Genomic DNA, 26,626 nt, shown 5'->3' on the forward strand with positions numbered 1-26,626 from the left:
TTTTAATATAGAAAATTTATTTATCGCAAAGGAGAAATCACGCATGCATACTCAATCGTTGAACTTGCTAGGTCAATTAACCCAGGTGAAGGAGGTGCGCTCGGCGCGCGTATCGAGCTGGGATCAGGACGGGCGAAATCAGGACTATTGGATGATTCCGGCCGGCGGCACCGTCGTGCTTGGCGATATGGACGGACCGGGCAGCATCAATCATATCTGGATGACCTCATTCTGCCGCCGGGTACATGGTCCAAGCGTAATGCATCCCGAGTGGGGCGGTAATATCGCGCCTGTTAACGAGATTCACAACGCGCTCGGCGTCACCTGGGAATCGGCCGATCCGGCCTGGTACCGCAAGGTGCTGATCCGCATGACCTGGGACGATGAGTCTCATCCAAGCGTGCTTGTGCCGTACGGCGATTTCTTCTGCATCGGCCATTCCATGCCCGGCAACTTCGCCTCCCTTCCGTTTACCGTGTCGGTGAAGCCGGAGGAGCAGTTCAAATTCGGCGGCGTCGCTTCGGTCAACTGCTATCTGCCGATGCCGTTCAACAAACGGGCCAAGATTGAGATCATTAACGAGAACGATGTGCCGTTCGGCTTGTACTTCCATATCGATTATGAGCTGTACAAGCAGCCGCTTGGGGATGATACCGCTTATTTCCATGCGCAGTGGCGGCGCGAGAATCCATGCGACGGCTGGGGGCCGGATCTTCAGGTGAATACGCCGGAGGTCAACCGGGTCGCCAATCTGGACGGTGAGGGCAACTACGTCATTCTGGAGGCGGAAGGCAAAGGCCACTATATCGGCTGCAACCTCTCCGTTACTCATTTCCAGGGCAGCTGGTGGGGCGAGGGGGACGATATGATCTTTATCGACGGAGAGAAGCTGCCAAGCATCGTCGGCACGGGCGCCGAGGACTATTTCAACCATGCCTGGGGGATGCAAAAGAATGCGTTCCCGTTCCACGGCTCCATTGTGCATGAGAGCGATGTGCCGGGCTACCAGGTATCTTACCGGTTCCATATCACCGACCCGGTTCATTTCTCGGAGAGCCTGAAGGTGACGATTGAGCACGGCCATGCCAATCACCTGTCCGACGACTGGTCGTCGACCGCTTACTGGTATCAGACTCTGCCTTCCAAGCCGTTCGGCATTCTGCCGGTGGAAGAGCGGATTCAGCGGATGCCGCAATTCCCGAGCCCCGGCGAGCTTAAGAAGGCCATCCTGAACGAAGAGATGGAGGAGTCCTACAGGCTGGCCGAAGAACGAATGGACGGCTATGCCAAAGGACGCGAAGAGCAGGTTCAGAAAAAAACGGACCGGGTGTCCTGGCATTCCGAAGGCAATATCCTGCAAAGCAAGAGCGTGCGAGATTCATTCTTGTCTAAATAAAAGAGAAGGTTGGGCGGAGCCTTTGCAGGCTCCAGATTACCAATTGGGAGGGATAACGGTGGAGCTGCCAACACAAGGAGCGTTATTGCATCGGGAAGCGTTGTTGAAAGCGGAACAGTCCATTTCCAGGATCAAGGACATTGTCGGCAAGGACCCCAGCCGGCTGAAATATCATTTTATGGCCCCGGCCTATTGGATTAACGATCCGAACGGCCTGATTTTTTACAAAGGTGAATATCATCTGTTCTATCAGCATTATCCTTACGCCGCCAAATGGGGAGCCATGCACTGGGGCCATGCCAAAAGTAAGGATCTCGTCCACTGGGAGCATCTGCCGATCGCGCTCGCCCCAAGCGAGCCTTATGATCTGGATGAGCGGGGAGGCGTCTTTTCGGGCAGCGCGGTGGACGACAATGGTGTTCTGTCCGTCCTCTATACGGGGACGATCATTAAAGATGGCGCTCTGATCCAATCTCAATGTCTCGCCACCAGCCAGGACGGAATCACCTTTGAGAAATACGAGCGAAACCCGGTCATTGCCGGTCCGCCGGAGGACGGCTCCGCTGATTTCCGCGACCCGAAAGTGTGGAAGCATGACGGAACGTGGTACATGGTCGTTGGCTCCAGTAAAGACGACATTGGAAAGGCCCTGCTTTACAAATCGCCGGATCTTCGCGAATGGAACTACATTGGCGTGCTGGCCGAAAGCGACGGAACGATGGGGACGATGTGGGAGTGCCCGGATTTCTTCCCTCTGGATGGCCGCTATGTGCTCATGTTCTCGCCGATGGGCATGGGGGAACGCAAGACCATCTATCTGGTCGGAGACATGGACTATGAGACCGGCCGCTTCACCTGGGACACGATGGGCGATGTGGATCACGGCTTCGAATACTACGCTCCGCAGTCCTTCCTGGACGGCCAAGGCAGACGGATCATCATCGCTTGGCTGAACGCCTGGGACTGGATGCCGTGGTTCAAAGACTTCGGACCGACCGCTGAAAACCACTGGTGCGGCGCCATGTCGGCGCCGCGCACTGTGGAGCTGGACAGCGACGGCCGGCTGAAGTTTATGCCAGTCAAGGAATTGAAGGTTCTGCGCAGGGAGCATTACCATATTGAGCAGACCGCGGTCACACCGGGAGTTCCGGTGATCCCCCGGTATGTGGGCAGCGACTGCCTGGAGATTAAGGCGGAGTTCGAGATGTCCAACTGCACCGCCGAAGAAATCGGATTCGTGCTGAGAGGCGCAGGTGACAGCGAACAGCAGACGCTGCTTGTGTATAATACGAAGACCGGCGCACTGCGTTTTGACCGCACCCGCTCCGATGGTTGGAGCGAAGGCGTCCGGTCAGCGGTTCTGGAGAGAACGGGGGAAGAGCCGCTCAGGCTGCATATTTTTGTCGATACCTGTGCAGTAGAGGTTTATACCGATCAGTATCGTACCGCCATGACCAATAATATCTATCCCGAGCCCGCTAATGTCATGCTGGAAGTCTTCGCAAGCGGGGGCAGTGTCAATCTCGCGTCGCTGGATGTCTGGAAGCTGCGGTCGGCGTGGTAATCGGCATCATATTCCAGTAACGATCTCACTTTGTGACATTAGCGCAGTCAGCCCGCTTTCCCGATAAGGAAGGCGGGCTGCTGTGCGCTTGGCAGCGCATCACATTAACGTGGTAATTGAGCTCCTTTATCACTAGGGGCAGCGCAAATCTTTGATATGTGATCGAGAACGTCAAAGGGGAGCTTCCGTATTTGCACATGGCGTCACAATCGCAGCGAAGATCGGAGAACAAAATATAGGAAATGGGATGGACGTTCTCCTGTCGCAGTGATGGGCGGAGCAACTGAGCTTGGACTTCTTTTTCCCGGTTATCGGGGCAAATCAGGTAAAGCCGGCAATTGTGATTTCCGAGCGATAACGATAAATCATGCAGCCTTAGTCAAATATTTGCTTCTGTTCACATATCGCCGCCAGTACAAATTCAAGCGGAGACCCTTTAAAATCATTTTCCTCCATAATGAGACTTGAAAAACCATACTCCGAATTATAATGCGGAACTTGCGCGGCAGCTGTGCGTTTTAATTATCTTGAAAAACATTCTTTCCTCATGGTTTCTTCATACTTTCCCCAAAGTGAATTGGTATTCTTGAGCTGCAAACAAGACATCGATGTACTCTACATAAAAAGGAGGTGAGCATGTTTTGAAAACCATTCGGAGCATTATTGGTTTTGTTCTCATCATCATTATTTTATCCGGCCTTGGCTATATCGGATGGTTCGTTTCAAAGAGCGGTCTCATATCTTGGAATAACTTTGGAGCCGCGGCAAATGAAACAAGCGCGCACAGCCAGCACGCTGCCATGCAGCAAGCAGAGACGACTTCGAATATGGATGTGAATCCTTTGGATGCGCTGCAGGAGAAAGTATCGAGCGCGAATCAAACGGTTAAGCAGATGGCGGATTTGATGTCGGAATACCCTTATGCTATCCCGGCGAGTGCAGCTACTTATGGTAACAATGGATCAGGCGGAACCGGCGGTCAGGCGGAAGTACAGCATCCGGTACAGGTTCAGAACAATCAGAAGGGCATTTATATTTTGTCTGAAAGTGTATATCTGTTAAATCAGCTGGATCAAACGCTAAAATCTCAGACCGGATCGACCGAATCAGCCAGTCCAACGTATCAGACGTATGTTAACCGCTACAATTTGCTGGTTCAGAGCCGGACGACGCTTAACAGCGTATATCTGAAGCTCAATGATGCCAAAGATTTGTTCCTGTCCAACGTCTCGGGAGCACAAGCAGCAGCTTATAGTGGGCTCAGTGATATCCAGCAAGCGAACAAAGCCATTTATCAAATGGCACAAACCGTTATGGAAATGGATAGCCTGAACCGGTGGGTCAACAATGAAATGGAACAAACCGTTGTACAGGCCCGGAATCTCTCTGCCGGAGAAGCATCCAATGCAGTTTCCCAGAGCCAATCCAACGGATTCAGCATTAAGGGCATTCAAGTTCCCGGGCTTATGACGTTGATTGCCGTATTCTTCATTGTTTTGCTGGCGGTCGGAATCATTGGAATGATTCGAAGCCTGGCCGTACCCCGGCCGGAACCGGCTAACTCGGAAGAGAACTTTTGACTTAGAAGGAGGAGAAACAAGAAATGATGGATATGGATATGTCCGGAAATGTTCAAGGCTCAATGAATATGGGGGCTTATGGAGGCACAGGGAGCGTCATCAGCGGAATACTCTCGGCTGTAACTCAACTGCTGTTGGTGGCTTTGGTCATCAGTCTTGTTGTCGGACTTACCGTATGGCTTAAGAACACATACTTCAAAGAGTCCTATAACAAAGGAAAACAGGTGATTAGCAATGATCCGATGTTGAAAACGATTTTTGTGCTGGCATCCACGTTTATCGGGGTAATCATCATTTTGTATCTGCTGGGCATTTTGATGAACGGCGGATTTAATCCGAACCGGATCGGGTTTGTATCCGCTTGGAGCGTTGCGGGAATATTGACCTTTTTTATAAAACTGCTGACCGTTCTGTTTGTAGTAGCGTTGATTGCGTTCTTGTACAGTTATGTGAAGGACAATATCAATAAGACTCCTGTCGCCTCTTCTAATGGGGCAGTACTTCCAGCGGGAAATGAAGTGAAATCCGATCAAAACGAGGAAGCGCCAGGTAATGAAGTTTGATTTTATCCTTCACTGGCTATGGGCGCTTGTGTTCTCCATCTTGGCACTGAGCGGAATTGCAATGGCGGGAGCGAAATATGGTTGGGTGATGCAGTATGATATTGCGACGGCGGATATCGTACACCGTTTGGCTGCGGTTGTGTATGTCTTGCTGACCGTGATTGTCATCCTCTACGAAATTATTCGTATCCTAAGACGGGATAAGACCAAAAAGCCATGGCTTGTGTTCGGCCCATCCGGTTATGGACTCTTTACCTTCATTACCACTCTGATTTTTATTGTTACCGGGGCTGTGATCTGGCTTTTCATGGACAGCAACCACGCCGCAACGGCTTTTACACTATGGATTCATGAAAAATTGACTTATCTGGCAGTTGCGAGCGTGATCTGGCACATCTATATGAAGTCCCATGCATTAAAGTGGCCTAAGAACAAGGAACGGAAGGCAAGATGATCGAAGAAGGGAGGGGCCTTTGTCATGTGGATGCAGAAAAAATGGTTTAAGCTGTTTACCTGGTATGTGACTGCCTCATTTTTCTTTGCTTTTGGCGCAATAGTGATCTCGATGTTCCGCTTCGGACCGACGGAGCAGGAGACTATGAACTTCATGATGGGGATGATGAAGGCCATGGAAACCTCCTTGATGGGCTTGTCAATGCAAGTGAAGGAAGATGCAAATGTACAAAGGTTGGTGTATGAGAGCGTTCAATTCGCATTCCCTCTATTAGCGATCAGCATTGCAGGCGGCGTCTACGTACGGTGCAGAAGAAAGGTGTAACCCATGTTCAACAAACAAAAACGTCCGTTCTGGCAGCTCAGCTCCGTGTTTGCAGTTATCATCGTGCTAGTGCTGGCGCTTTCCTGGAGCAATCGGGCAGAAAATGCGGCGCAAATGGATGCTTCCATGGCAGTCATGATGAGCAATGAGATTTTGGATTCTGCGACCATTCCCGACCTGTTCACAATCGGTACAATAGAGAGTCCGGAAGCATTATCAGGCAATGGCGAGCATGCTGGTCACCATGACCAATCAGGAACACTATATGCCATCCATCTGATAACAACAGGATTACTTCTGTTTACATTGCCTGTAATTCTGGCGGGGGCCTTATTTCTTGCCATCGTATGGCCGAACTCAAGCAAACGGAGGAAAACAAATTGAATGTTCTCGGAGCCTTTGGAAACTTGTATATGGCATCTCTGCTGATTCTTCTCGTCGTTGGTTTGCTCTTTGCGGTTTATTATCTGTTAAAAAAAACGTATGGCTATATTAGCGGTGCAAGCGAACAAAAAGGAAGTAAAACAACGGGCACAATTGGAGGAATATCAATAATGAAAACGAATGGTTGGTTGAAATTGGCAATTTTCTCGTTCGTCGGTTTAATTATCTCTGTAGTACTGCTTAATGTAACGAATCCTGCAAACGCTGGTTCTACTACGTCAACGAATAATCTGCATAATGCTCATGTTAACGGAACGGCCGGAGTCGGAGCGACCATGCAGGGGACAATGGGCGGCGCCGGATCGATGGATCAAATGAATGAAATGATGCAGCGTATGAACCAATTGCAGCAGGATATGATGCGGATGCAGCAGCAGTACATGAACGGCGGGCAGTCCAATATGAATATGGGCAATTCGGGCGGTATGGGATCGTCCGGCAGCATGGGCGGCTCGGGCGGTATGATGGATGACATGGACATGATGAATATGGGCGGCGGCAGCAACATGAACAACGGCGGCATGAACAATATGAATAACGGCGGCAGCATGAATAATATGAATAGCAGCAGCGGCGGCGGAATGGGAATGATGTAACTGGAGGTATGAGGCTTGAGCAATAAAACACTTATTGTATTGTTCTTCTTGGCCTTGATCATCGGCGGGACGGCAGCCGGTATCTTTATCACTGAAACAAACCAACCGATGAACCATAGTTCCCATGCCATGACCAATACAGCTGCACCTGGCAGTGAAGGTGGAAAGTACGATCATGAAGGATACCGTTCTAGTTAAACCGGCGATAAAATCGTTGTCGCTTTCAAGGCCGATAATCCCGGAAACTGGATGATTCACTGCCATGAGCTTCACCATGCCGCGGGAGGAATGGCGCAACAATTGGTGTACACCGATTATAAGCCCGCTTACGCTCCTCCTTCTAATAAAGCGAATAAACCGGAATAGAGGATAACAAAAACCGGAGGCCAATTAGCCTTCGGTTTCCTGTTTTAAGCGGCGTATTAATCATACGGTTTATTCGGATTTAACACGAGTCTGCGGACGATGGAGCCCATCAAGGTTACGTTCTCCTCAATGATAAAACCTGCTTTTTCAATATTTTGCAGCGTTCTGCGGTTGATGTTAGCTCCCCAGAGTCTGACTGTAATTGGATTGAACACATCCATTAACAATCCTGCAAACGGCTGCTCGCTGCGCATATGCTCCAGCAGAAGCACCTTGCCGCCCGGCTTGCATACTCTTCGGATTTCCAGTAAACCGGCTACAGGATCAGGCACAGAACAAAAGACGCAGGTCGCTATAACATAATCAAATGAATTATCGGGAAAAGTCATATGCTGGGCGTCCATCTCCAACAGGGTTACCGGAAATGGAGCGTGGATTGCTTTTGGTTGGGCATAGCGAAGCATGCCCGGACTGAAATCAATACCGGTAACGCCCGCTGTGTGAGCCGGGTAATAGGACAAATTGGCTCCAGTTCCCACGCCTACCTCCAATACCTCACCGTCCACACTATTAAGCAGTTCAGTTCGCCATTCTTTTTTGATCATCCGGTCCATTAAATCAAAGATTCCCGATATCCGGTCATATCGTTTTCTAATAGTGTCAGATCTATTTGTTTTCATGCTTCATGACTCCTCCTGCTACTTGTCAACGGGAATTATTTCATGTTCATCATAGAATGGTTTGGATGCTTAGGGCTAGGAATTATTGTATCGGGTGAACTGCCGGTAGAGTAAAGAAAAATGAAAGCAGCAATAGCCAGATACATAAGGAATGGAGTACGAAAGATCCAAGCGGAGCGTTTCAGAACGGATTCCTCGATCTGACCTTGGAGCATCAGAGTGTGAACAAATTGAAGGAAACCGCTAACGGCCATAAAAATAAAAATCACTCGATTCCACTCGGACGAAGGCAGCATAACAATGAGCATCGCCCCCATCAACCCGGCCATCATGCCGGATAGTGCCCCGTTCAGAAATGCTCCGATATGGATAATCGAGCCGATGATCCCTCCTGCGAGAATGCCGATTAGCACACTGTATAACATTGACAGGAAGATGTCCGATGAAACCCCCGCGCCAATGATCGTCCCGCTGCCAAAGCCAGCAATCATCCCGTTTGCCATTGGCGAAATCATTGCAATTGTGCCCGTTACGGCGGAACGGAAGCGATAAATAAAGCCAAACGACCAGCCCATAATAAAAGTATAGAAGATGGCTGCGATTATCCAGTTGGACATGAGTACAACCCCCTGCTTGTTTATGTTTTATTGTATGAGCCCAAGTACATGGATACCTCATTTTTTCAACATATTTTCTCCATAATCACTCCTTACAATAAGGGTATAAATACAAAGCGTATGGGAGGCATTTATTATGAATTGGTCTTGGCTGCTGACGCTGATTTGTCCGTTAATGATGATATTTATGATGTTTGGAATGCGTGGCGGACATCACCATGGAAGCCATAAGAAGCAGGTGACGACAGAACAGCTTCAGGAAGAACTGACGGAATTGAAGGCACAAAATGAGCTGATGCGCAAAGAAATACAGAGCTTGAAATCATAGAGAACGAAGAAGGTGGGCATTGTGCCGAAGCTTCAAGTGCTGATTGTGGATGATGAATGGAATATGAGGAATCTGCTCCGGATTTATCTGATGAAGGAAGGATTCCAGATTCAGGAGGCGTCTACAGGGCTGGAGGCGTTATCCATGGTCAAGAAGCATTCCTTTGATATTATTTTGCTCGATGTCATGATGCCTGATATGGATGGCTGGCAAGTATGCAAGGCGATTAGAGAAACGGAAACGGTTCCGATATTAATGCTGACGGCGCGTACTGAAACCAAGGATAAGATTCATGGATTGGGGATAGGTGCGGACGATTATTTAACCAAGCCGTTTGATTCGGAAGAGCTCCTGGCCCGAATATATTCGTTAATCCGCAGATCCACGATTACACAGACTTTGCTGCCTCAGCAGTGGGTGCTGGAATTTCCGCAAATGACCATATTCCCCGACGCGCGGGAGGTTCGGATTCAAGATGAATTGATTGAGTTTACCCCGAAAGAGTTCGATCTGCTGGCTGTATTAGCCCAAAGCAGGCAGCGCGCCTTCAGCAGGGAGGAGCTCGTCGAAAGGTTATGGGGATATGACTACGAGGGCGAAGTCCGGGTGGTGGATACCCATATCAAGAATATACGTGAAAAACTGCAGAGAGCGGGAATGACCTACAATCCTATTCAAACGGTGTGGGGAGTTGGCTATAAGTTCTATGTTTCCGGAGAACAGGATTGAGAAACCAGCCGTAGCGGATTGCCTTGAAATCCGGTGTGCCCTGCAATCAGGGTATGGGGAGGGGAGCACATGAAAAAAATAGAATGGCTGATTGCCATTCTGTTCATAGGGATGGGTATAACGTGCATGGCCATACCTGCGCTATCTTACCAAAGCGATGCTCTAATGCATGTTGGCGGTTACATCAAAACGTTCTTAATCTGCGCTGTAATGCTTATCGCACTTATATTTCTGCTGGCAAGCTGGATTCGTCAGAGGAAAAAACGTTGAAAGAGGCCCTTAAAGCCGGCCAAATGGCTGGAAGGGCCTCTTTTGGACGTTCAGTTCTTATTTATACGTTTTGGCAATCGCGTTGGCTGTGACAATCGCGTTATAGACATCCTCCGGTTCGACTGGGAACGGCATATTGCCCATGGTATCCCCTTCCGCGCAAGCAGTTTCCGCTACCTGACGCCATTCGGATTCGATGAATTCCGTGCATCCCAGATCTTCGAGCGTCAAAGGCAGACCTACATCCTTAACCAGCTTAATGACCGTTTCGAGCTCATCGAGCGGCGCATTCTCAAGCACAAGTTGGGCTAGAAGGCCAAAGGTTACTTTCTCGCCATGCTGGGCTCTATGTAGTGAATGCACAGCTGTCATCCCGTTGTGAATGGCATGTGCGGCCGCCAGGCCGCCAGATTCCGCCCCGACTCCGCTCAAATAAATCGTTGCTTCGATCGTTTCTGCAACCGCGCGGGTATACACCTTTTGCTCGACAGCGCGTTGTGCCTTAACCGCATGCTGAAGCAGCGTTTCATAGCACATTTTGGCGATGCCGAGCCCTGTCGTGGAAGGCTTCATGAGCACAAGGTTATCGCCATTTGCGGCATAGCAAGCGCGGGCTTCAAAATAGGTTGCGAGCGCATCGCCGATGCCTGCGGCAAAGAACCGTGCCGGCGCAGCCGACAAGATGCCTGTATCGGCAAGCACAATATCCGGATTACTCGGCAGGAAGAGGTATTCGTCAAAGGAGCCGTCTTTCTTGTAAATGACGGACAGGGCCGTACAAGGGGCGTCTGTCGATGCCAGAGTAGGAAAAATAACAACCGGTAATTTTTCGTAATAGGCCGTTGCTTTTGCGGTATCCAGCGTTTTTCCCCCGCCGATTCCCACGATAATATTGGCCCCGGCTTTACGGGACAGCTCACGATGAAGCTCAATTTCTTCCTTGGTGCATTCATAGTTGAATTTTTCAAACGTTGCCTTATTGCCCGCCGCAGCAATGGATGCGCCTGCTTCGTTCTTTGCGCGCTCCAGGATGAACTCGTCGCAAATGACATAGGCGTTGTCGCCGAAGCTTTGGATGTGTTCATTCAAATGGGCAAGCAAACTATTTCCGCAAATAAACTTTTTGGGTGAAGTGATAGATCGTACAAATGATGTCATGGTTACCAATCCTTTCAATTCAATTTTGTGTATTTAAACATTTTTTATTATAAAACTTACCAATTGATCTGGCAATTATTGTGTTATATATTTTTTCTACAAATTAATATATTTGTCACAAAATGTACCATTTTTCAGTTTTGGGTTCCATCCAGCTGGAATCATAACAAAAAAACTGCCGAACTCTGATGAGGGCGACAGTTTTATAAAAAGATAAGAAAGTATAAATTTTTTTAATAGGTGCATTAAGATGGCGGTAGCCGGGAGAACGAGGGGCTTTGAGGGGGATAAACCACGAACGAAAAACTGTTCTCCCACTGCCTCCAATGACCATGATTGAGCTGGTAGGGGCAATAGATCCCGCATCACAAGCGAAGCTATGGGTTTGGAACTATCGTGGGAGTGCCGGCGAATACATCAAGAGTAGAGAAAACATAGAACCGGTAATTGGAGTGGATGTGTCGAAGGGAAGCAGTGTGTTTCAAGCCTTTACAGGGCGGAACGAAGCGTTAGGGAAAACCGAGGTCATGATTCATGATGCGAAAGGGTTTGGAAAGCTACAAGCATGTGCAGAGCGGTTACACGAACAGAGCGGCCAAATGCCCATGGTTATTTTGGAGGCGACCGGGCATTATCATGGAGGACTTGTAACCATCTTGGTTCAGGAGGGGATTCCGCACTGCATCGTCAATCCCTTGCAGTCCAAGAGAGCGAGAGGAACTAAACTGCGATTCTTTCCTTTCAAGAACAGCTAAAGCACCTGGAGAAGCGGATGCAGGAACTTTCGGCAAAGTTCCCGGAAGCGGAGGTCGATATCCTGGAGAAAGGGATTGGTCGGAAGCTATATAAGTAAAAAAAGCCAACCCCACCCGACGTGGAATTTGGCCTCTATCTAATTTATACCATGTTAACTATCAAATCCCCGTGGGGGTCTGCAAAGCTAATGGAGAAACTCCTTTTGTAGAAGGCCCTTACCACGTTATGCAAATGCCACCACCACTCGTCTTCTGGCTTATTGCTATTCTGAAAGTCATGAATGAGCTTCAGTTTATCGTAGAATCCCTTGACGTTAGACAGGAGGATCAAATCATATCGATTAACTTCCAGCTTCTCTTCGTCGGTCAATTCTCGGAAATACGAATGAATCTTGCTCCGCAGCCGGAGCATCTCGACCATTTCAAAGGGGCTGGCATCCAAGTCTTTCACATCCATCCCATAATGGTCAATATCATTTTGCCTAAACATATCGGAGCACCTCCTTGATTGTTCCTAATAATTGATAGCCATCTTCCGGGGCCAAGTAATTGGAGTAGGAATCCGGCGGAAATGCTGTCTCCAGTACTCCATTCTCTCCAATGATAGCGATCCAATAAACCCCGTCACCGAACACATAATAATCCTGATCAAAGCCCTGCAGGTGATACACATAGGCTTCATGCTCATCGGACGTACATAGCTTTCGAATCAAGCTGTTATAGTTGTCCATCGTAAAGTCATCCGGAAGATGACCCTTACGCTTTCTCCGCTTCAAGTGATGCTGATCTGAACCCGGCTTCCATATGGGATCATTCTGCTTCATCAAGGCTACAAGCTCCGCGGCCTTCTTCTTTTTATCAACCAAGTTCATAATAAGCATCATCCTGTTACGGGGAATAGATTATCTCCATTATATCATCGGAGAGAACTCACGCCTATTATGAATCCAAGAATGCCATGCGGCTCAACTACACTTTTTGGTGTTATCATATTATGATGCCGCTTCCCTAAGCTTTGCAGGTCAGCACCCGTACGTTTAAATCAGACCCCGGACCCAGATGAATCGACCGGTCGCTGATCGCCTCGACATCCTGCTGGTCATGGGTGACGAACAGGCAGGTCATCTGCGCTTTCTTCAAAATCGTCCGCAGCTCGGAACGGATCGCGTCCTTCAGTCCCGCATCGAGGTTGCTGAAGGGCTCATCCATCAGCAGAACGGCCGGCTTCTGCGCCAGCGCCCGGGCGAGCGCTACCCTCTGCTGCTGTCCGCCGCTCAGCTCATGCGGGTAACGATCCTTGAATTCGCCGAGCTGGACTAGACCGAGCATGTCTTCCAGCCGTTTAGCCCGCTCTTTGCGGGGGAGACGGTGCAGGGCGAACTCGATATTTTTGCGGACGGTCATATGAGGGAACAGGGCGTAGTCCTGGAACACCATGCCGACGCCCCGCCGCTCCGGCTGGATGTAGCAGCCTTTATTCACAACGGGAGCCCCATTGATCCGAATCTCCCCGCCCGAGGGGATCTCCAGACCCGCGATCAGCCGCAGCAGTGTGCTTTTTCCGTTACCGCTTGCGCCTACGATCCCGACGATATCCCCTTTTTCAATGGAACAGGAGAACCGGTCGATCACCGGGGACTTGCCCCGCTCATAAGAGAAGGATAAATTACGGATGTCTACGATACTCATTGCTCCCACCTCCTGTCTAAATGATGCATAACGTAAACCGAGATCAAGCTGATGCCAATGATAAGCAAAGAGGGAATGGACGCCTCGAAAATCTGTTCATCGCTCGCATACCGGTAAGCTTTTGTAGCCAGGGTCTCGAAATTGAAGGGTCTAAGGATCAAGGCCAGCGGCAGCTCCTTGCAAATTTCCACAAAAGTCAGGATGCATCCGCTCATCACCGCCCCTTTGATTAAAGGCAGATCCACTTTGAAAAAAGTACGGGTCATTCCGTGCCCCAGCATGCGGGACGCTTCCGTAAATTTTCGGCCCATTTTCTCAAACCCGACTTCCACGGCGTTGTACCCCGTAGCCATAAACCGGATCACATACCCCGCGATCAGCATCGCGAGAGTCAGGCTGAGCACCAGAGGGATTCCCCCAAGCGTGAGCTGATGATGGAAGGCCGCCCAGAGTTTATCCAGCTTCAAAAAAACAACCAGCACACCGATGGCGATAATAGCCCCGGGCATCGAATATCCGGCGGTTACCGCCTTAGAAAGGACAAATGATACCGTGGAACGTGTCCGGTTCGCCGCTGCGGCAATCAGCGAAAAAATCATGATGATCAAGGTGGAGACGACAGCCACGAACAGGGTTTGGTAGATCAGCCGGAACAACCCTGCGTTCCACATGCTGTCAAACGTCCAGCCCGCCCATACGATTAACTGCAGAAGCGGGAACAAAAACGCCGCACACCAAACGATCATACAGAACAGGCTAGCCGTCCACCCGCGAACTCCCGTTAAACGCCTCGGCACAAGCGGTCTCGATTTACTCGTCGTCGAACTGTAAGCGCGCCTTTTGCGCAGCAGCATTTCGACCAGGAACAAGCCGAGGACAATAATCATGAGCCAGGCGGCAAGGCGCATCGCCGAATCCGCATCATACATCCCGAACCAGGTCTGGAAGATCGCTGTGGAGACGGTCTGTAGGCCAAAATAGCTCGTTACCCCGTAATCGCTCAGCACCTCAAATATCACCAGGCTTACACTACCGGCAAGCGCCGGCCGGGACAAAGGAAGCGCAATTCGCAGGAATATCGACAGGCCGTTCCTTCCGAGCAGCCGGGCGTTCTCAATATATGAAGCACTCTGTTTTTCCAGAAACGATTTAGTAATCAGGTATACATAAGGAAACAAAAACAAGGTGAATACAAGAACAGCGCCCCGCATGGAGGAGATGGTAATCAGCTCCTGATTGGGAACAATCCCGAACCGGTTCCGAAGCGTTGTCTGGACAACGCCGGTGTAGCTGAACATCGTGCTGTATGTAAAAGCGGCAATGTATGGAGGAATGGCTAAAGGAAGAACCAGCGCCCACCTTAAGAACCGTTTTCCCGGAAAATCATAGACCGCCGTAAGCCAGGCCAGCGTTACCCCGAGCAATGCTGTCAGCACGGCAACCGTCAGCGTCAGCTGAACCGTCTGGGCGATATAATCTTTTACGAGGTACTGCCTGATTTGAACCCAATTGTCATTCGGCGGATTAAAGATCGAGAGCAGTACAAAAAGAATGGGCAGCAAAATAACTGCCGCCCCCGCCAAGCTTACGATTCGCCAACCGCTAAGGCGTCTTTTTATCTGTACCTTAACTGTGTTTAGATGCATATGTTATTTCCAACCTGTTTTGTTCATGATTTCAATCGCTTTGGCATTATGAGCGCCCAATTTGTTGAAGTCAATTTGCTGCGTTTTGAACGTTCCCCAGGATTTGAGCAGCTCGGGTAGCTCGGCTTTGGCATTGACTGGGAACTCGAAGTTTTCATTGGTAACCATCGTCTGCGCTTCGGCGCCAGTCAGGAATTCGATCAGCTTGACAGCGTTGTCCTTGTTCTTACTGTACTTGGTTACAGCCGCGCCGCTGATATTCACATGGGTGCCTGTCGTTTTCTGGTTCGGGAAGAAGACGCCGATGCTTTTTCCGACCTTCACTTCTTCCGGATCATCCGAATTGATCAGCAGGCCCACGTAGTAAGTATTCATCAGCGCCACATCGCCTACACCGGCGACAATTGCCTTAGCTTGATCGCGGTCGTTGCCTTCCGGGGTACGAGCTAGGTTGGCGACAAGACCCTTGGACCATTCTTCCGCTTTTTCTTCACCGTTCAATTCAATGAAGGAGGACAGCAGGGACTGGTTGTACAAACTTGCGGCAGGACGGACAAGCACTTTGCCTTTCCAGGCCGGGCTGGTCAGGTCCTCATAGGTGGAGAGCTGCTCCGGCTTTACGCGATCCTTGGAGTAGACGATGACGCGGGCGCGGGTGGAGAGTCCAATCCATTGATTATCCGGGTCGCGCAGCTCTTTCGGAACATTCTGGTCGATCGTTGCCGAAGTGACCGGCTGAAGAAGTCCAGCCTGCTTGGCATTGTTCAACACGCCGCCGTCGACGGTAAGGAACAGGTCGGCCTGCGTGCTTTCGCCTTCACGCTTCATGCGCTCAATCAGTTCCTCCGCCTTGCCTTCGATCACGTTCACTTTGATTCCGGTTTCTTCCGTAAATTTCTTATACAGCAGCGCGTCCACATCATAGTTCCGGGCGGTATAGATATTCACTGCTTGTTCCGTTGCCTGTGCGCTCGGCTTAACCGTCGCTTCTGTATTCGCCGCACCACCGGCTTCACTCGCCTTGTTCGCTCCGCATCCGGCCAACAGACCGGCAGCAAGTACTCCCGTAAGCAATGGAGCAAAGAATTTACGCTTCATCATGTTCAAGCATCCCCCTAAAGATAATGATTATTATTCTCAATTAGCAACATGATAACTTCAGTACTTTCTTTATGTCAATAAGATTAACTTTAAATGTTTTAGAATTTATTATAGTGATTTTAAATAAGCACATTTTCGTCACAATCTCGCCAACGGAATTCCACATCCTGGGGTTAGGGGGATATAGTTTACAATTTTGTTCTTTTTAACGAAATGAACATATGCCTGGACAGTGCCGTTTTCCTTATAAAAAACGAGCTTACAAAGAGATTGACAGTCTTGTTTTCCATAGATTAAAGTATTAATAGTTACAAAATATTAACTAATTGAAGCCCTCAGCTAACGCCGCAGGCATAGAAAGGGAGAACAACTCTGAAGAAAGTCATCCTATCGCTGATAGCAGCCGCTGCTATATTTACTTCCGCCGCACCCAGTACATATGCAAGTGAAGTTAAGCTTGCGAGTGTCGTGAACCAGGTTTTGGGGACACCTTACCAATATGGCGGCACTACAACCTCAGGTTTTGATTGTTCCGGATTTATCCTGTATGTATTAAAAAAATTTGATGTTGATGATCTGCCGCGCACCTCCCAGTCCCAGGCTAGGATTGGAACTTCAGTGGCCAAAGACGATCTGCGTGCCGGTGATTTGGTGTTTTTTGATACGTTCGGCAAGGGGATTTCCCATGCAGGAATCTACATAGGCGATGGTCAGTTTGCTCACTCATCCAGCCGCAAGGGAGTCAGAATAAGCAAGCTGTCCGATTCGTATTACCAGGACCGTTATGTTACCGCCCGCCGGGTGGTTGATGAGCAGAGTTATTCTAAGATGGTTAGTGAATAGAAAATAAGGACAAGCCTTTGGCATTTCACCGGGCTTGTCCTTTTTAAATTCCACGGGAATCCCGGTCTTGTTCAAGTTCCGGATTCTCCCGGTCACACCTCTCCGACAATCTCTCCGCAGCTTGAAAAATCATACCCGCCGAGCCCGCTTACTTCATGCTTGAATTCGGGAGACCGCAGAGTTGCCAGAAGCGTCTGGAAATGCGGCTTGTCCATATCCTCCTTGTAAAAGACCAGATCATACCGCTCCTTCTTGAGCGGAATGAAATCGACGCCGGACACCTGCTGCGCCGCTTTCTCCGTGCCGATCCCCACATCGGCAATTCCCCGCGCGACAGCGCTGGCCACGGCGATATGGCTCATCTCTTCATGCCCGTAGCCCTGAATGGAATGAGCATCCGCGTTCATACTACGCAGCCATTCGTCCAGCATGATGCGGGTGCCCGAACCTTTTTCCCGGTTAGCCATGACGATTCCCGGTTTAAATAGACTCTCCCAGGAGCGCATATTCTTCGGGTTGCCGGGAGCGACATAGAATCCCTGATTGCGGAACACCAGATTAACGATGACGCACCGGTGCCCGGGCAGCAGTCTCCTCTCTTTGGGTGATGTTGTTCTGGTAAACACCATTCTACCAAAGATTTGGAGGCCTTTTTCGTTTTTTTAGCGATGGTTACTTTCGTAATTCAGGTTTAATCTTTTTTATTTTCTTTTTTGATTGCCTTTAATAGTCATTATCATAACCACAAAAATAATAATTAAAATTATAATAATCAAATTGAAGTCACCCAATTTAATTCAACCTCCTTAAGTCTATTTAATCATTATTTAAAATTAATATCCGAAATGAGCCTATTGCTTGTTGACTTTTATAATTTTTACTACTCACTTGGTAAGGATAAGGGAATGCTATAAATTGAAAATTCGTATCTTTTGTTACCTTCGGGATTTTGAAATTATAAATATTTCTTTTATTAGGTACTACACTTGAATAAAAGACTTCTTCTTTATTATCTATACTAGGAACCTGTTCCCAATTATTCAAGGCAATTATGGCATATTGAATTGGATACTTTTGATCATTTCCTACAGACAAAAACAAATTACTTTGTTCCTTATCCGCCTCGATAAATTGTAATACTTTTTCTTTTTTACTAAGAAACAGACTTTCGTTGATTTGCGTCTTTAAAACCTCATTAGGAACTGCATTATTGATTTGTTTTTTTTCAGTATCCTTTTTAAGAGGAAATCTCAAACTTAAGACTTCCTCAAGTATACCAGCTTTAGTTAAATCTTTTTCTCTCAGCTCATAACTAGGCTTTTTAATTATTAAAAAAGCAATATCAATCGCGTCTTTACTTATTGGAACCATTACTTTTATATCTTTTTCAGAATTGGCTTTCATAGTAAAAAGAAACTTATCAATTTTCTCATTATTTATAATTTTAAACTCAGTTTGCTTATAGTTTTCTAATACAATTAATCCATATTCTCTTTCTTCATTCATTAAATGCTGTAATGAAACTATTACATTTAACTCATTATTATGTATGTATCCATTAAGTGAACTTCCATTATCTATAATCTCATTATTTAAGTTTTTTAATCCATAAAAAATCATGTTTGAGTCTTTATTATTACTCGATGAAGTTTTAGGGACAATTGTTTTTTTATTAACTACTGGTGACAGGTTTTCTTTGTATGGCTTATATACAAAAATCATCAATATTATAATTAATACACACAGTATTGCTATATGATATTTTGGTTTCTTTAAAAAGGACATTTTTTTGATTTTATGTAGTATGCTCATTTTTCAAATTTCCTTCTATAAAATTCAAATATTAATTCGAAGCCGTGCCAAATATATTATTATCAAAGTAAAAAAGATATGCTTTTGTTGCATATCTTTTTTACTTTGATAAACATTTAAAAATTATTCTACCATTCGACACGTGTTTCCTTAACCATGTCTGAGTAACCAGCTTGTTTAAAGGTATGATTTCCGATTGCATAATCATCACCGTAATAAAAGTCAGTAGGTTCTGCTTTAGCACTTGCTATAGAAGACCCCTTTTGCTCATCCAACTTAGTATCCAGAAGTGTCTCATCATCATCAAAAACTCTTGCTTTGGCACTAATGTAATCAATAGGTGCGTTAGCAGTCGATTGGCTAACCACATACGGATCACCCAATACTGGATCATATGCATTCAATTTCCAGTAGTAATGCAAGTCCTCTGAAGCAGTAGCCGCAAAAGACAAAGTTTCTGAAGTTTTATCGATGTTTTGAACAGGTACACCACTTCCACTATCAAAATCAACAGTTACTACTTCGTCGGCACTTCCTTCATTAACAATACTCGCTGCGCTTGCAACACCTGTCAATGAAAAAGCAGCCACTCCCAAAGCGAAGCCTAGTAAAACTTTGTTAATCTTCAAAACATACACCATCCTTTATAATATTTGTAATAATATTCCATAATGTTACTTTTTATTATTTCTTTCAACATTTTCCTTTACTAGATATAGTTAAATTTCTGTGACATTCATCTATTTTAGTAAAAAACCGAACTCTCATAAATATTAAGGAATACTATTATCTTGGTTATAAATAGCTATAGAAATATATCAATATTTCCACAAAATATTTTTTTAATTAATATGATAAACTATACTTATTATTTTAAGTATCACTTACACAATCTATTGGGTAGAGACCTATCTAATAGATTGTGGTATGGACACATTTTGCTTATGAATTACACAATCCACTCAACAGACTGCGGACATAAGGAGTATTGAATTCGTCGGTCTCTGCGTCCCATAAATGAGCGGCGGCGAGATTCGCAGTCCCCCGGTAAAGGGAGAGAAGGCCGTCAAGACTGCCCACATAGGAACGGAGGGAGCGGATGGAGGAATTTCTTTTTTCAATATGCCGGGAAAGCACGTCAAGAACAATGTCCTGACCGCATATGATGAGTCCGTGATTATCCAGAATCAGCTTCTCCATGGAAATTACCGGCGCTTCGGGCTGATGCTTTGGAGCGGCATAGGAAGGGCGGGTGTATGCCTCCAGATCGGCTGGGGCGACCCGCAGTTTTTTTCCGATCCGGTAAGATGGAAGCTCCCCGCGCTTAATGAGATCATACACGGTGCCTTTGGAAATTTTGAGAATTTTGGAAACCTCTTCGGGTGAATAGGAAAGGGTGTTATCGGACATGTGGAAGATCACCTCGTCAATATTCGTTCAAATGTTGCTCTTGTCAATTATTATAGGCTAGGATACACTTTTTTTAAATCCGGTTTTGTTGTGTTTCGTAGCGTTTTGTTCGGTTTTGTAAGAGAGGAGCCGTTATTAATGAATGAAAAAGGAAAAAAATCACTGCTTGCACTGCTAACGGGAGCGCCAATCGGCTGTCTGGGCGGGTTAATCGGACTCGGCGGGGCGGAATTCCGTCTCCCTGTGCTGGTAGGATTGTTCAAATATTCGACGCGGCAGGCGGTTGCATTCAATCTGGCCGTCAGCTTGATCACCCTGATCTCCTCGCTGGCCATTCGTCTTCCTCAGGCTCCGCTTAAAGAGCTGACGGCCATTCTGCCGGTCATTGCCTCTTTTATTGTCGGGGGGATGATTGGCGCTTATACGGGGGCGAACTACTCCAAACGGCTGTCCGAACGGACGCTTGAGAAAGTCATTCTCATTCTCCTTGTTTCCATTGGCGTACTCCTTGTTGCGGAAGGCATCTCTCCGGTTGTCTCCAGCGGTATTCCGATGCCGCTGCCGGTTGCTGTACTGGTCGGGATTGCTTTTGGGATAGGCATCGGGATTGTAAGCAGCTTGCTCGGGGTTGCCGGAGGGGAACTGATCATTCCGACTCTGCTGCTCGTATTCGGGGTGGATATCAAGATAGCGGGCACCGCCAGCGTTCTGATTAGTCTGCCAACGGTGGTGATCGGGATGATCAAGCATGCTGCCAACGGGGCCTATGCGGAGAAAAAAGAATGGAGGGAACTGGTCGTTCCCATGGGGCTCGGTTCGATTCTCGGTTCGTTCATCGGCGGGCTCTTAATCGCTTACATCTCTTCCAGCCTGCTAAAATTGGTGCTGGGCTTCATTCTGATTCTGTCTGCTATCAAAATGTTTACCAAAGCGCTCAAATCCGCACGGATAAGCACGGTTGCCGTTACGCCTCCCGCCGATGGGAAGCGATGATTTCCCGGACGCGCTTCAGCGTCTCCGTGAAATCTGTGCCGTCGTTATTCCACAGGACGGCGTCCGCAGGCTGCATATAGGCTTCGGTGAGCTCCTGCTCACGGGCCTTGCGCAGTCTGTTTGCCGTTTCGGCCGAGTCTCCGCCTCTTTCGGCCAGCCTTCTGGCAAGAGAGGAGAGGTCCGCGCCGATGTAGATCACAAGGATATGCTCTTGGTAGCGCTCTTTCAGCGCAAGCACGCCGGCAAGATCCAGGATGATATTGGCGTTCGCCGGACCGTTTATAGCTTCCTCGATGCTCAAACGCAGCGTTCCGTACCATTCTCCGTTATACTCGGTCCACTCGATCAGCTCCCCGCGCGTCATTTTTTCCCGGAAGCTCTCTTTGTCCAGGAACAGGTAATGCACGCCATCGAGCTCTTGCGCCCGCGCCGGGCGGGTGGTCGCCGTGATGATTCGTGGAAATCCGGGACCTGTAAGCTGCCGCTGAATTTCGCTTTTCCCGGAAGCGGACGGACCGTACAGCACAACAATGCGTCCCAATGCCAACACTCCTTTGTAGGGAAATGGATGCGGAAAGTCGTAATCGGGTTAGTTATCCAACCGGACGGACAGACCAAACGGCTTATTCTTCCGGCGAAAGAAGCATTTCGATATGCGGAATTCCGTCTTCCAGAAAGACGTCCGACACCGGCTCGAAGCCAAAGGAAGCATAGAAGTCTTGAAGGTAAGCCTGCGCGTGGATTTTGACGCGGGTTTCCCGTAAATGCTCCCTGACAAAAGCAAGCCCCCTGCCGAACAGCTCTCGGCCAAGACCCGTTCCCCGGAGCTTCGGATCGACGATAAACCGGCCGACGGACGCTTCGGGATAAGCCACGCCGGGGGGCAGAATGCGCAGGTAGGCGATAATCTTGCCTTGTTCCTCCAGGAACAGATGATGGCAGGCCGGGTCCTTGCCGTCCACCTCGGAATAAGGGCAGTTCTGTTCAACGACGAAAATATTGGTTCTTGCCTTCAAAATATTGTACAGCTCCATATTGGACAGCTCGTCAAATGCTTTCAGATGCCAGTTCATCAGCGCTCACCTCGTAAAGTCTTGGGATTTCAGGCCGCAGTTCAAAAATTGCCGCATCCGCTTCTGGCTTTCCGCTTCGGATCGGGTCATAATGGAACTAAGGGATGTCTTAATGTCTAATAGTATAAGTCTATTTTGTTGTATTTACAACAAAATATCGGAAATAGGAGCGTTGAAATGAGCGAAGTTTTACGTGAGATCGGGATGATTGCCAGAGCGTTCGACTCGATCAGCAATATCGAATTCAAGGAATTGGAGCTGACGAAGGGGCAGTATTTGTACCTGGTCCGCATCTGTGAGCAGCCCGGGATCATCCAAGAGAAGCTGGCCGAGATGATCAAGGTCGACCGCACGACCGCAGCGCGCGCCATTGCCAAGCTGGAGCTTCAAGGGTTGATCGAGAAACGCAGCGATCCGGACAACCGGAAGATCAAGAAGCTGTACCCAACCGCTAAAGGGGAAGAAGTGTATCCTTTTTTGAAAAGAGAAGCCGACTATTCCGACCAAACAGCCCTGGCGGGCTTGTCCGATGAGGAGATCGAGACGCTATACAAGCTCCTGAAAAGGGTAAGGCGGAACGTGGAACAGGACTGGGAATATGTAAAAAAAGGCAACAAGCGCAGCTATTAAGCTGTCCGCGCCTGCGCTTGACCGCGCTTGTCCGCAGAGGAACAGCTAGGGGCGGGCAGCGGCTTTTGCGGCAAAAATAAAGACGATGGCAGCCTCGCGGCCAAGCTCCATCGCCTCCGTCCAAAAGGAAAACCTATTCTTCCTTTGGAATCAGTTCAAAGATTTTACCAGTTTCGAGAGCCACGATCAGCTTCAGCAGCCAACGGTAATATTTCATCGCGTCCCCGATTTTGTCCTCATCCTTAGTAAGCAGAGCAGCCAGCGCTTCATCCCCGCTGTACTCTTCTTTAATCGCCCGGATCTCGTTCAGAGATTTGGCTAGAGCATTCATGTTGCTTTCTACCGCTTTTCTCCACTTAATCGAGAAATAATCACTGAAATTCTGGTACCAATCGGATGAGGCCTCGAACAAATCCTTCCGTGTTCCTTTCCCCCATACCTTATCGATCATCTTCAGATCAAGCAGCGTCCGGACACCGGTGCTCATGGACGTCTTGCTCATGCCCATCGATTGGCTCAGCTCGTCCAGCGTAACCGGACCCTGCTTGAAATACATATATCCATACAAATGGCCGATGGACAGAGTCACGCCGTACAGATCCATGTTCTTGCCGATGGAATCGATGACGCGCTCGCGGGCCTTGCTTATTCTCTCTATTTGCTCGGGCGCCAGCCCTTCTAAATCATTCATGCTGTCTCCTCCTGCAGGAAGCTTTATAACTGCACAATCTCTCCTAGTGTATTGTAATCAGATCCCCCAATGAAGTAAAGAACCCGAACCGGAACGGAATTTGGAGTAAAGCAGAGTTTTCTTTATGAAAAGTACGTAAAGTAAAAACTGTACGTTAAATTATAACGGTATATGCGCTTTGCTTCTCCTTCCGGTCGTCCGTTAGACTGAAACGAGTGAATTGACCCGGAAAAATACGGGAGAAGGAGGTCCATATGCCTATACTTGAAGTGAAGCAGCTTACGAAAATATTCGGTCAGGACGCCCGCAAAGGGCTTACGCTGCTGGAGCAGGGATGGTCCAAGGAAAAAATCGCGAAGGAAGCCAAGCTGACGGTCGGAGTGAATCAGGCCGATTTTCATATTAACGAAGGAGAAATATTCGTCATCATGGGTTTGTCGGGCAGCGGCAAGTCGACGCTTGTCCGGCTGCTGAACCGGCTGATCGATCCTACGGCGGGGCGAATCTTGTTCCGGGGGCAAGATGTGGTCAAGATGAATGCCGAAGAGCTCCGTCAGTTCCGCCGCAAAAATATCGGCATGGTCTTCCAGAAGTTCGGCTTGTTTCCGCACCGGACGGTGCTCGGGAATGCCGAATACGGCCTTGAGGTGCAGGGTGTCGATAAAAAGAAACGCAGAGAGCTGGCGCAGCAGGCGCTGGAGCTGGTCGGCCTCGGCGGCTGGGAGAACCATCGTCCCGATCAGCTGAGCGGTGGGATGCAGCAGCGGGTCGGGCTGGCCCGGGGCCTTGCGAACGACCCGGACGTTCTGCTGATGGATGAGGCGTTCAGCGCGCTTGATCCGCTGATCCGCAAGGATATGCAGCAGGAGCTTCTGGAGCTGCAGGACCGGGTGAAGAAGACGATTGTCTTCATTACGCATGATTTGGATGAAGCGCTGCGGATCGGCGACCGGATCGCCCTGATGAAGGACGGCGTTATTGTGCAGATCGGCACGCCGGAGGAAATTCTCATCCAGCCTGCCAACAAATATGTGGAGCGGTTCGTGGAGGACGTGGATTTGTCAAAGGTGTTGACCGCAGCCCATGTGATGAAGCAGCCGGAAATGATCCGGCCTGAACGCGGACCTCGCGTGGCGCTGCAACTGATGCGCGACAGCGGCGTGTCCAGTCTGTATGTGACCGACAAGGAGATGAAGCTGCTGGGCGTGATTACCGCCGATGACGCTGCGCGGGCAATTAAAGAGCAGCAGTCGATTACGGATGTGATGCGGCGGGAAATCCCGCAGGTTCGACCCGATGTGCTGCTGAACGAATTGTTCGAGCTTATGGCGGAGTCGCATTTGCCGCTCGCCGTGGTTGATGAACGTGACCGGCTGAAAGGTATTGTGATTAAGGGAGCCGTGCTGTCCGCCCTTGCAGGCAACGCGGTGCCAGAAGGAGGGCTTGCCTGATGAATATTCCGAAACTGCCGCTCGGCAGAATGGTGGAGAAGCTGGAGGAATGGCTGACCTTGTATTTCGGTCCGGTCTTTGACTTCATCCATTCTGTCATCGGAGGGATGGTCGTGGGGATTGAAACGCTCCTTACCTTTCTTCCCTCACTGGTTGTCATTCTGCTAATAACGGCGCTTGCTTATTGGATTGGCAAATGGCGGCTTGGGCTGTTCGCGCTGATCGGTCTGCTGCTCATCGACAATCTCGGGTTGTGGGGGCCCTCGATGCAGTCATTGGCGCTCGTGCTGGCATCATCCGTGCTGGCCGTGCTGATCGGTGTACCTATCGGCATCCTATGCGCGCAGAGCGGGAAGGCAAGAAATATCATCACGCCTGTTCTGGACTTCATGCAGACGATGCCTGCGTTCGTTTATCTGCTTCCGGCAGTGTCTTTTTTCTCGCTGGGCGTCGTTCCGGGCGTAATCGCTTCAATTATATTCGCCATTCCGCCGACGATTCGCCTGACGAATCTCGGTATCCGCCAGGTCTCAGAGGAGCTGGTTGAGGCCGCCGACGCATTCGGCTCGACACCGAAGCAGAAGCTGTTCAAGCTGCAGCTTCCGATTGCCATGCCGACCATTATGGCCGGGATCAATCAGACGATCATGCTGTCTCTCTCGATGGTCGTCATCTCGTCCATGATCGGCGCGCAGGGAGTCGGAGCCTATGTGTACCGCGCCGTGTCGCAGGCCAAGACCGGCGCCGGCTTCGAGGCGGGACTTGCGATTGTCGTGCTCGCTATCCTGCTGGACCGCCTGACGCAGAACGTGCTTAAAATCAAGCATAAATAGGAGGATTTACATTAATGAAAAAGAGAAATCGCCGAAAGCTCATGTCCATCACCCTGCCTTTGCTCCTGCTGGCCGCTGTTATACTGGCAGGCTGCTCGTCCTCAGGTAGCGGCTCGCAAACCGTCAAGCTGGCTTACGTGGCCTGGGATTCCGAAATTGCCAGCACCTATGTCGTCAAGGAAGTGCTGGAATCGAAGCTGAACAAGACGGTTGAGCTGCTTCAGGTTGACGCCGGGCCGATGTTCGCCGGGGTAGCGGGCGGAAGCGCTGACGCGATGGTCGCGGCCTGGCTGCCGAGCACGCATGCTTCCTACATGGAGAAATACGGTAAAGACCTCGAAGATCTGGGCGCCAACCTCAATGGAACGAAAATTGGACTGACGGTTCCGGCTTATATGAAAGTGGATTCGATTGAAGATCTGACTGATAAAGCGGTCGCAGATTCGCTGGACCATAAAATTATCGGCATCGAGCCGGGCGCAGGCATTATGTCGGCAACGGAAAAAGCGCTGAAGGATTATAAGCTGGACGGCTATACGCTGGTGGAAAGCTCGTCGGCGGCAATGGCGCAGGAGCTGCAAAAGGCATATGACGCCAACAAGCCGATTGTCGTCACCGGCTGGGGGGGGC

General features: G+C 49.0%; 35 protein-coding genes. 20 read left to right on the forward strand and 15 right to left on the reverse strand.

Annotated elements, in window-relative coordinates; genetic code table 11:
- The first annotated feature begins 43 nt into the window (after positions 1-43).
- From L691_RS0103370 to L691_RS31025, 10 genes are all read left to right on the forward strand, one after another.
- Entirely contained in the window at positions 44-1,396 is a 1,353-nt protein-coding gene (locus L691_RS0103370) for a glycoside hydrolase family 172 protein (protein WP_025688792.1), read from the forward strand.
- A gap of 58 nt (positions 1,397-1,454) precedes the next feature.
- Entirely contained in the window at positions 1,455-2,960 is a 1,506-nt protein-coding gene (locus tag L691_RS0103375; protein ID WP_025688794.1) for a glycoside hydrolase family 32 protein, read from the forward strand.
- Between the two features lie 641 nt (positions 2,961-3,601).
- Positions 3,602-4,540, forward strand: coding sequence for a hypothetical protein (locus tag L691_RS0103380; RefSeq protein WP_025688795.1), 939 nt, complete (start codon positions 3,602-3,604; stop codon positions 4,538-4,540).
- A 23-nt stretch (positions 4,541-4,563) separates the two neighbouring features.
- Entirely contained in the window at positions 4,564-5,103 is a 540-nt protein-coding gene (locus L691_RS0103385; protein WP_025688796.1) for a hypothetical protein, read from the forward strand.
- Positions 5,093-5,557, forward strand: coding sequence for a cytochrome b/b6 domain-containing protein (locus tag L691_RS0103390; protein WP_025688797.1), 465 nt, complete (start codon positions 5,093-5,095; stop codon positions 5,555-5,557). The genes L691_RS0103385 and L691_RS0103390 overlap by 11 nt, the downstream gene beginning before the upstream one ends.
- A gap of 24 nt (positions 5,558-5,581) precedes the next feature.
- On the forward strand, positions 5,582-5,881 hold the full coding sequence (locus L691_RS0103395) for a hypothetical protein (protein WP_025688799.1): 300 nt from the start codon (positions 5,582-5,584) through the stop codon (positions 5,879-5,881).
- Between the two features lie 3 nt (positions 5,882-5,884).
- Complete coding sequence (locus L691_RS0103400; RefSeq protein ID WP_025688800.1) at positions 5,885-6,265, forward strand: hypothetical protein; 381 nt, start codon at positions 5,885-5,887, stop codon at positions 6,263-6,265.
- Positions 6,266-6,435: 170 nt separating this feature from the next.
- Positions 6,436-6,921, forward strand: coding sequence for a hypothetical protein (locus tag L691_RS0103405; protein ID WP_156934147.1), 486 nt, complete (start codon positions 6,436-6,438; stop codon positions 6,919-6,921).
- Positions 6,922-6,936: 15 nt separating this feature from the next.
- Positions 6,937-7,119 (forward strand): hypothetical protein, encoded by a 183-nt coding sequence (locus tag L691_RS0103410; RefSeq protein WP_025688803.1) that lies wholly within the window; start codon positions 6,937-6,939, stop codon positions 7,117-7,119.
- A gap of 51 nt (positions 7,120-7,170) precedes the next feature.
- Complete coding sequence (locus L691_RS31025) at positions 7,171-7,287, forward strand: hypothetical protein (RefSeq protein WP_084653790.1); 117 nt, start codon at positions 7,171-7,173, stop codon at positions 7,285-7,287.
- 56 nt (positions 7,288-7,343) lie between these two features.
- Here L691_RS31025 and L691_RS0103415 read toward each other — a convergent pair whose 3' ends face one another.
- Positions 7,344-7,967 carry a class I SAM-dependent methyltransferase gene (locus L691_RS0103415; protein ID WP_025688804.1) on the reverse strand — a complete coding sequence of 208 codons (624 nt, stop codon included), beginning with the start codon at positions 7,965-7,967 and terminating at the stop codon, positions 7,344-7,346.
- Between the two features lie 35 nt (positions 7,968-8,002).
- Positions 8,003-8,584, reverse strand: coding sequence for a hypothetical protein (locus tag L691_RS0103420; protein WP_025688806.1), 582 nt, complete (start codon positions 8,582-8,584; stop codon positions 8,003-8,005).
- A 136-nt stretch (positions 8,585-8,720) separates the two neighbouring features.
- On the opposite strand from L691_RS0103420, the gene L691_RS0103425 reads away from it, so the two are divergent.
- The 3 genes from L691_RS0103425 (at position 8,721) to L691_RS0103435 (ending at position 9,911) form a co-directional block, all read left to right on the forward strand.
- Positions 8,721-8,912, forward strand: a complete 192-nt coding sequence (locus tag L691_RS0103425; RefSeq protein ID WP_025688808.1) for a DUF2933 domain-containing protein — start codon at positions 8,721-8,723, stop codon at positions 8,910-8,912.
- Positions 8,913-8,933: 21 nt separating this feature from the next.
- Positions 8,934-9,641, forward strand: coding sequence for a response regulator transcription factor (locus L691_RS0103430; RefSeq protein WP_025688809.1), 708 nt, complete (start codon positions 8,934-8,936; stop codon positions 9,639-9,641).
- A 69-nt stretch (positions 9,642-9,710) separates the two neighbouring features.
- On the forward strand, positions 9,711-9,911 hold the full coding sequence (locus L691_RS0103435; protein WP_025688810.1) for a hypothetical protein: 201 nt from the start codon (positions 9,711-9,713) through the stop codon (positions 9,909-9,911).
- Between the two features lie 57 nt (positions 9,912-9,968).
- On the opposite strand, the gene L691_RS0103440 is transcribed toward L691_RS0103435, so the two are convergent.
- On the reverse strand, positions 9,969-11,069 hold the full coding sequence (locus L691_RS0103440) for a glycerol dehydrogenase (protein ID WP_025688811.1): 1,101 nt from the start codon (positions 11,067-11,069) through the stop codon (positions 9,969-9,971).
- Between the two features lie 278 nt (positions 11,070-11,347).
- On the opposite strand from L691_RS0103440, the gene L691_RS0103445 reads away from it, so the two are divergent.
- Positions 11,348-11,824: an IS110 family transposase gene (locus tag L691_RS0103445; RefSeq protein ID WP_025688812.1), complete on the forward strand. Its 477-nt coding sequence runs from the start codon at positions 11,348-11,350 to the stop codon at positions 11,822-11,824.
- A gap of 142 nt (positions 11,825-11,966) precedes the next feature.
- On the opposite strand, the gene L691_RS0103455 is transcribed toward L691_RS0103445, so the two are convergent.
- The 5 genes from L691_RS0103455 to L691_RS0103475 all read right to left on the reverse strand — a co-directional run bounded on the left by L691_RS0103455 (position 11,967) and on the right by L691_RS0103475 (position 16,260).
- Entirely contained in the window at positions 11,967-12,314 is a 348-nt protein-coding gene (locus L691_RS0103455; protein WP_025688813.1) for a hypothetical protein, read from the reverse strand.
- Positions 12,307-12,696: a hypothetical protein gene (locus tag L691_RS0103460; RefSeq protein ID WP_025688814.1), complete on the reverse strand. Its 390-nt coding sequence runs from the start codon at positions 12,694-12,696 to the stop codon at positions 12,307-12,309. Before L691_RS0103460 ends, L691_RS0103455 begins: the two co-directional genes overlap by 8 nt.
- 136 nt (positions 12,697-12,832) lie before the next feature.
- Positions 12,833-13,513 carry an ABC transporter ATP-binding protein gene (locus L691_RS0103465; RefSeq protein WP_025688815.1) on the reverse strand — a complete coding sequence of 227 codons (681 nt, stop codon included), beginning with the start codon at positions 13,511-13,513 and terminating at the stop codon, positions 12,833-12,835.
- A complete protein-coding gene (locus L691_RS0103470; RefSeq protein ID WP_456320003.1) occupies positions 13,510-15,075 on the reverse strand; it encodes an ABC transporter permease in 1,566 nt (521 codons plus the stop codon). The genes L691_RS0103465 and L691_RS0103470 overlap by 4 nt, the downstream gene beginning before the upstream one ends.
- A gap of 87 nt (positions 15,076-15,162) precedes the next feature.
- On the reverse strand, positions 15,163-16,260 hold the full coding sequence (locus L691_RS0103475) for a Fe(3+) ABC transporter substrate-binding protein (protein WP_025688817.1): 1,098 nt from the start codon (positions 16,258-16,260) through the stop codon (positions 15,163-15,165).
- Positions 16,261-16,632: 372 nt separating this feature from the next.
- Between L691_RS0103475 and L691_RS0103480 the strand changes: the two genes are divergently transcribed.
- Positions 16,633-17,103 (forward strand): C40 family peptidase, encoded by a 471-nt coding sequence (locus L691_RS0103480; RefSeq protein WP_025688818.1) that lies wholly within the window; start codon positions 16,633-16,635, stop codon positions 17,101-17,103.
- 92 nt (positions 17,104-17,195) lie between these two features.
- Here L691_RS0103480 and L691_RS27715 read toward each other — a convergent pair whose 3' ends face one another.
- The 4 genes from L691_RS27715 to L691_RS0103505 form a co-directional block, all read right to left on the reverse strand.
- Positions 17,196-17,732 (reverse strand): substrate-binding domain-containing protein, encoded by a 537-nt coding sequence (locus L691_RS27715; protein ID WP_051459289.1) that lies wholly within the window; start codon positions 17,730-17,732, stop codon positions 17,196-17,198.
- Between the two features lie 187 nt (positions 17,733-17,919).
- Positions 17,920-18,915, reverse strand: a complete 996-nt coding sequence (locus L691_RS0103495; RefSeq protein WP_051459290.1) for a hypothetical protein — start codon at positions 18,913-18,915, stop codon at positions 17,920-17,922.
- Positions 18,916-19,043: 128 nt separating this feature from the next.
- The gene (locus tag L691_RS0103500; protein ID WP_025688820.1) at positions 19,044-19,544 is read right to left on the reverse strand and encodes a hypothetical protein; all 501 of its coding nucleotides are present in this window, start codon (positions 19,542-19,544) and stop codon (positions 19,044-19,046) included.
- A gap of 313 nt (positions 19,545-19,857) precedes the next feature.
- Positions 19,858-20,325 (reverse strand): helix-turn-helix domain-containing protein, encoded by a 468-nt coding sequence (locus tag L691_RS0103505; RefSeq protein WP_025688821.1) that lies wholly within the window; start codon positions 20,323-20,325, stop codon positions 19,858-19,860.
- Between the two features lie 138 nt (positions 20,326-20,463).
- Between L691_RS0103505 and L691_RS0103510 the strand changes: the two genes are divergently transcribed.
- Positions 20,464-21,318, forward strand: coding sequence for a sulfite exporter TauE/SafE family protein (locus L691_RS0103510; RefSeq protein ID WP_025688822.1), 855 nt, complete (start codon positions 20,464-20,466; stop codon positions 21,316-21,318).
- Here L691_RS0103510 and L691_RS0103515 read toward each other — a convergent pair.
- Together L691_RS0103515 and L691_RS0103520 are read right to left on the reverse strand one after the other, a co-directional pair.
- Positions 21,290-21,859, reverse strand: coding sequence for a guanylate kinase (locus L691_RS0103515; RefSeq protein WP_025688823.1), 570 nt, complete (start codon positions 21,857-21,859; stop codon positions 21,290-21,292). The genes L691_RS0103510 and L691_RS0103515 overlap by 29 nt on opposite strands.
- Before the next feature lie 82 nt (positions 21,860-21,941).
- The gene (locus L691_RS0103520; protein WP_025688824.1) at positions 21,942-22,391 is read right to left on the reverse strand and encodes a GNAT family N-acetyltransferase; all 450 of its coding nucleotides are present in this window, start codon (positions 22,389-22,391) and stop codon (positions 21,942-21,944) included.
- A 177-nt stretch (positions 22,392-22,568) separates the two neighbouring features.
- On the opposite strand from L691_RS0103520, the gene L691_RS0103525 reads away from it, so the two are divergent.
- The gene (locus L691_RS0103525; protein WP_025688825.1) at positions 22,569-23,021 is read left to right on the forward strand and encodes a MarR family winged helix-turn-helix transcriptional regulator; all 453 of its coding nucleotides are present in this window, start codon (positions 22,569-22,571) and stop codon (positions 23,019-23,021) included.
- A gap of 133 nt (positions 23,022-23,154) precedes the next feature.
- Here the strand turns inward: L691_RS0103525 and L691_RS0103530 are convergent, their stop codons facing one another.
- Positions 23,155-23,712: a GbsR/MarR family transcriptional regulator gene (locus L691_RS0103530; RefSeq protein WP_025688826.1), complete on the reverse strand. Its 558-nt coding sequence runs from the start codon at positions 23,710-23,712 to the stop codon at positions 23,155-23,157.
- A 254-nt stretch (positions 23,713-23,966) separates the two neighbouring features.
- On the opposite strand from L691_RS0103530, the gene L691_RS0103535 reads away from it, so the two are divergent.
- The 3 genes from L691_RS0103535 to L691_RS0103545 all read left to right on the forward strand — a co-directional run.
- Positions 23,967-25,163, forward strand: a complete 1,197-nt coding sequence (locus L691_RS0103535) for a quaternary amine ABC transporter ATP-binding protein (RefSeq protein ID WP_025688827.1) — start codon at positions 23,967-23,969, stop codon at positions 25,161-25,163.
- Complete coding sequence (locus L691_RS0103540) at positions 25,163-25,996, forward strand: ABC transporter permease (RefSeq protein ID WP_025688828.1); 834 nt, start codon at positions 25,163-25,165, stop codon at positions 25,994-25,996. The genes L691_RS0103535 and L691_RS0103540 overlap by 1 nt, the downstream gene beginning before the upstream one ends.
- A 14-nt stretch (positions 25,997-26,010) precedes the next feature.
- A partial coding sequence (locus tag L691_RS0103545) for a glycine betaine ABC transporter substrate-binding protein (RefSeq protein WP_025688829.1) occupies positions 26,011-26,626 on the forward strand: 616 nt, incomplete at its 3' end.

Origin of the sequence: Paenibacillus zanthoxyli JH29 (assembly GCF_000520715.1) — a bacterium.
In the GTDB taxonomy this organism is placed as follows: domain Bacteria; phylum Bacillota; class Bacilli; order Paenibacillales; family Paenibacillaceae; genus Paenibacillus_AQ; species Paenibacillus_AQ zanthoxyli.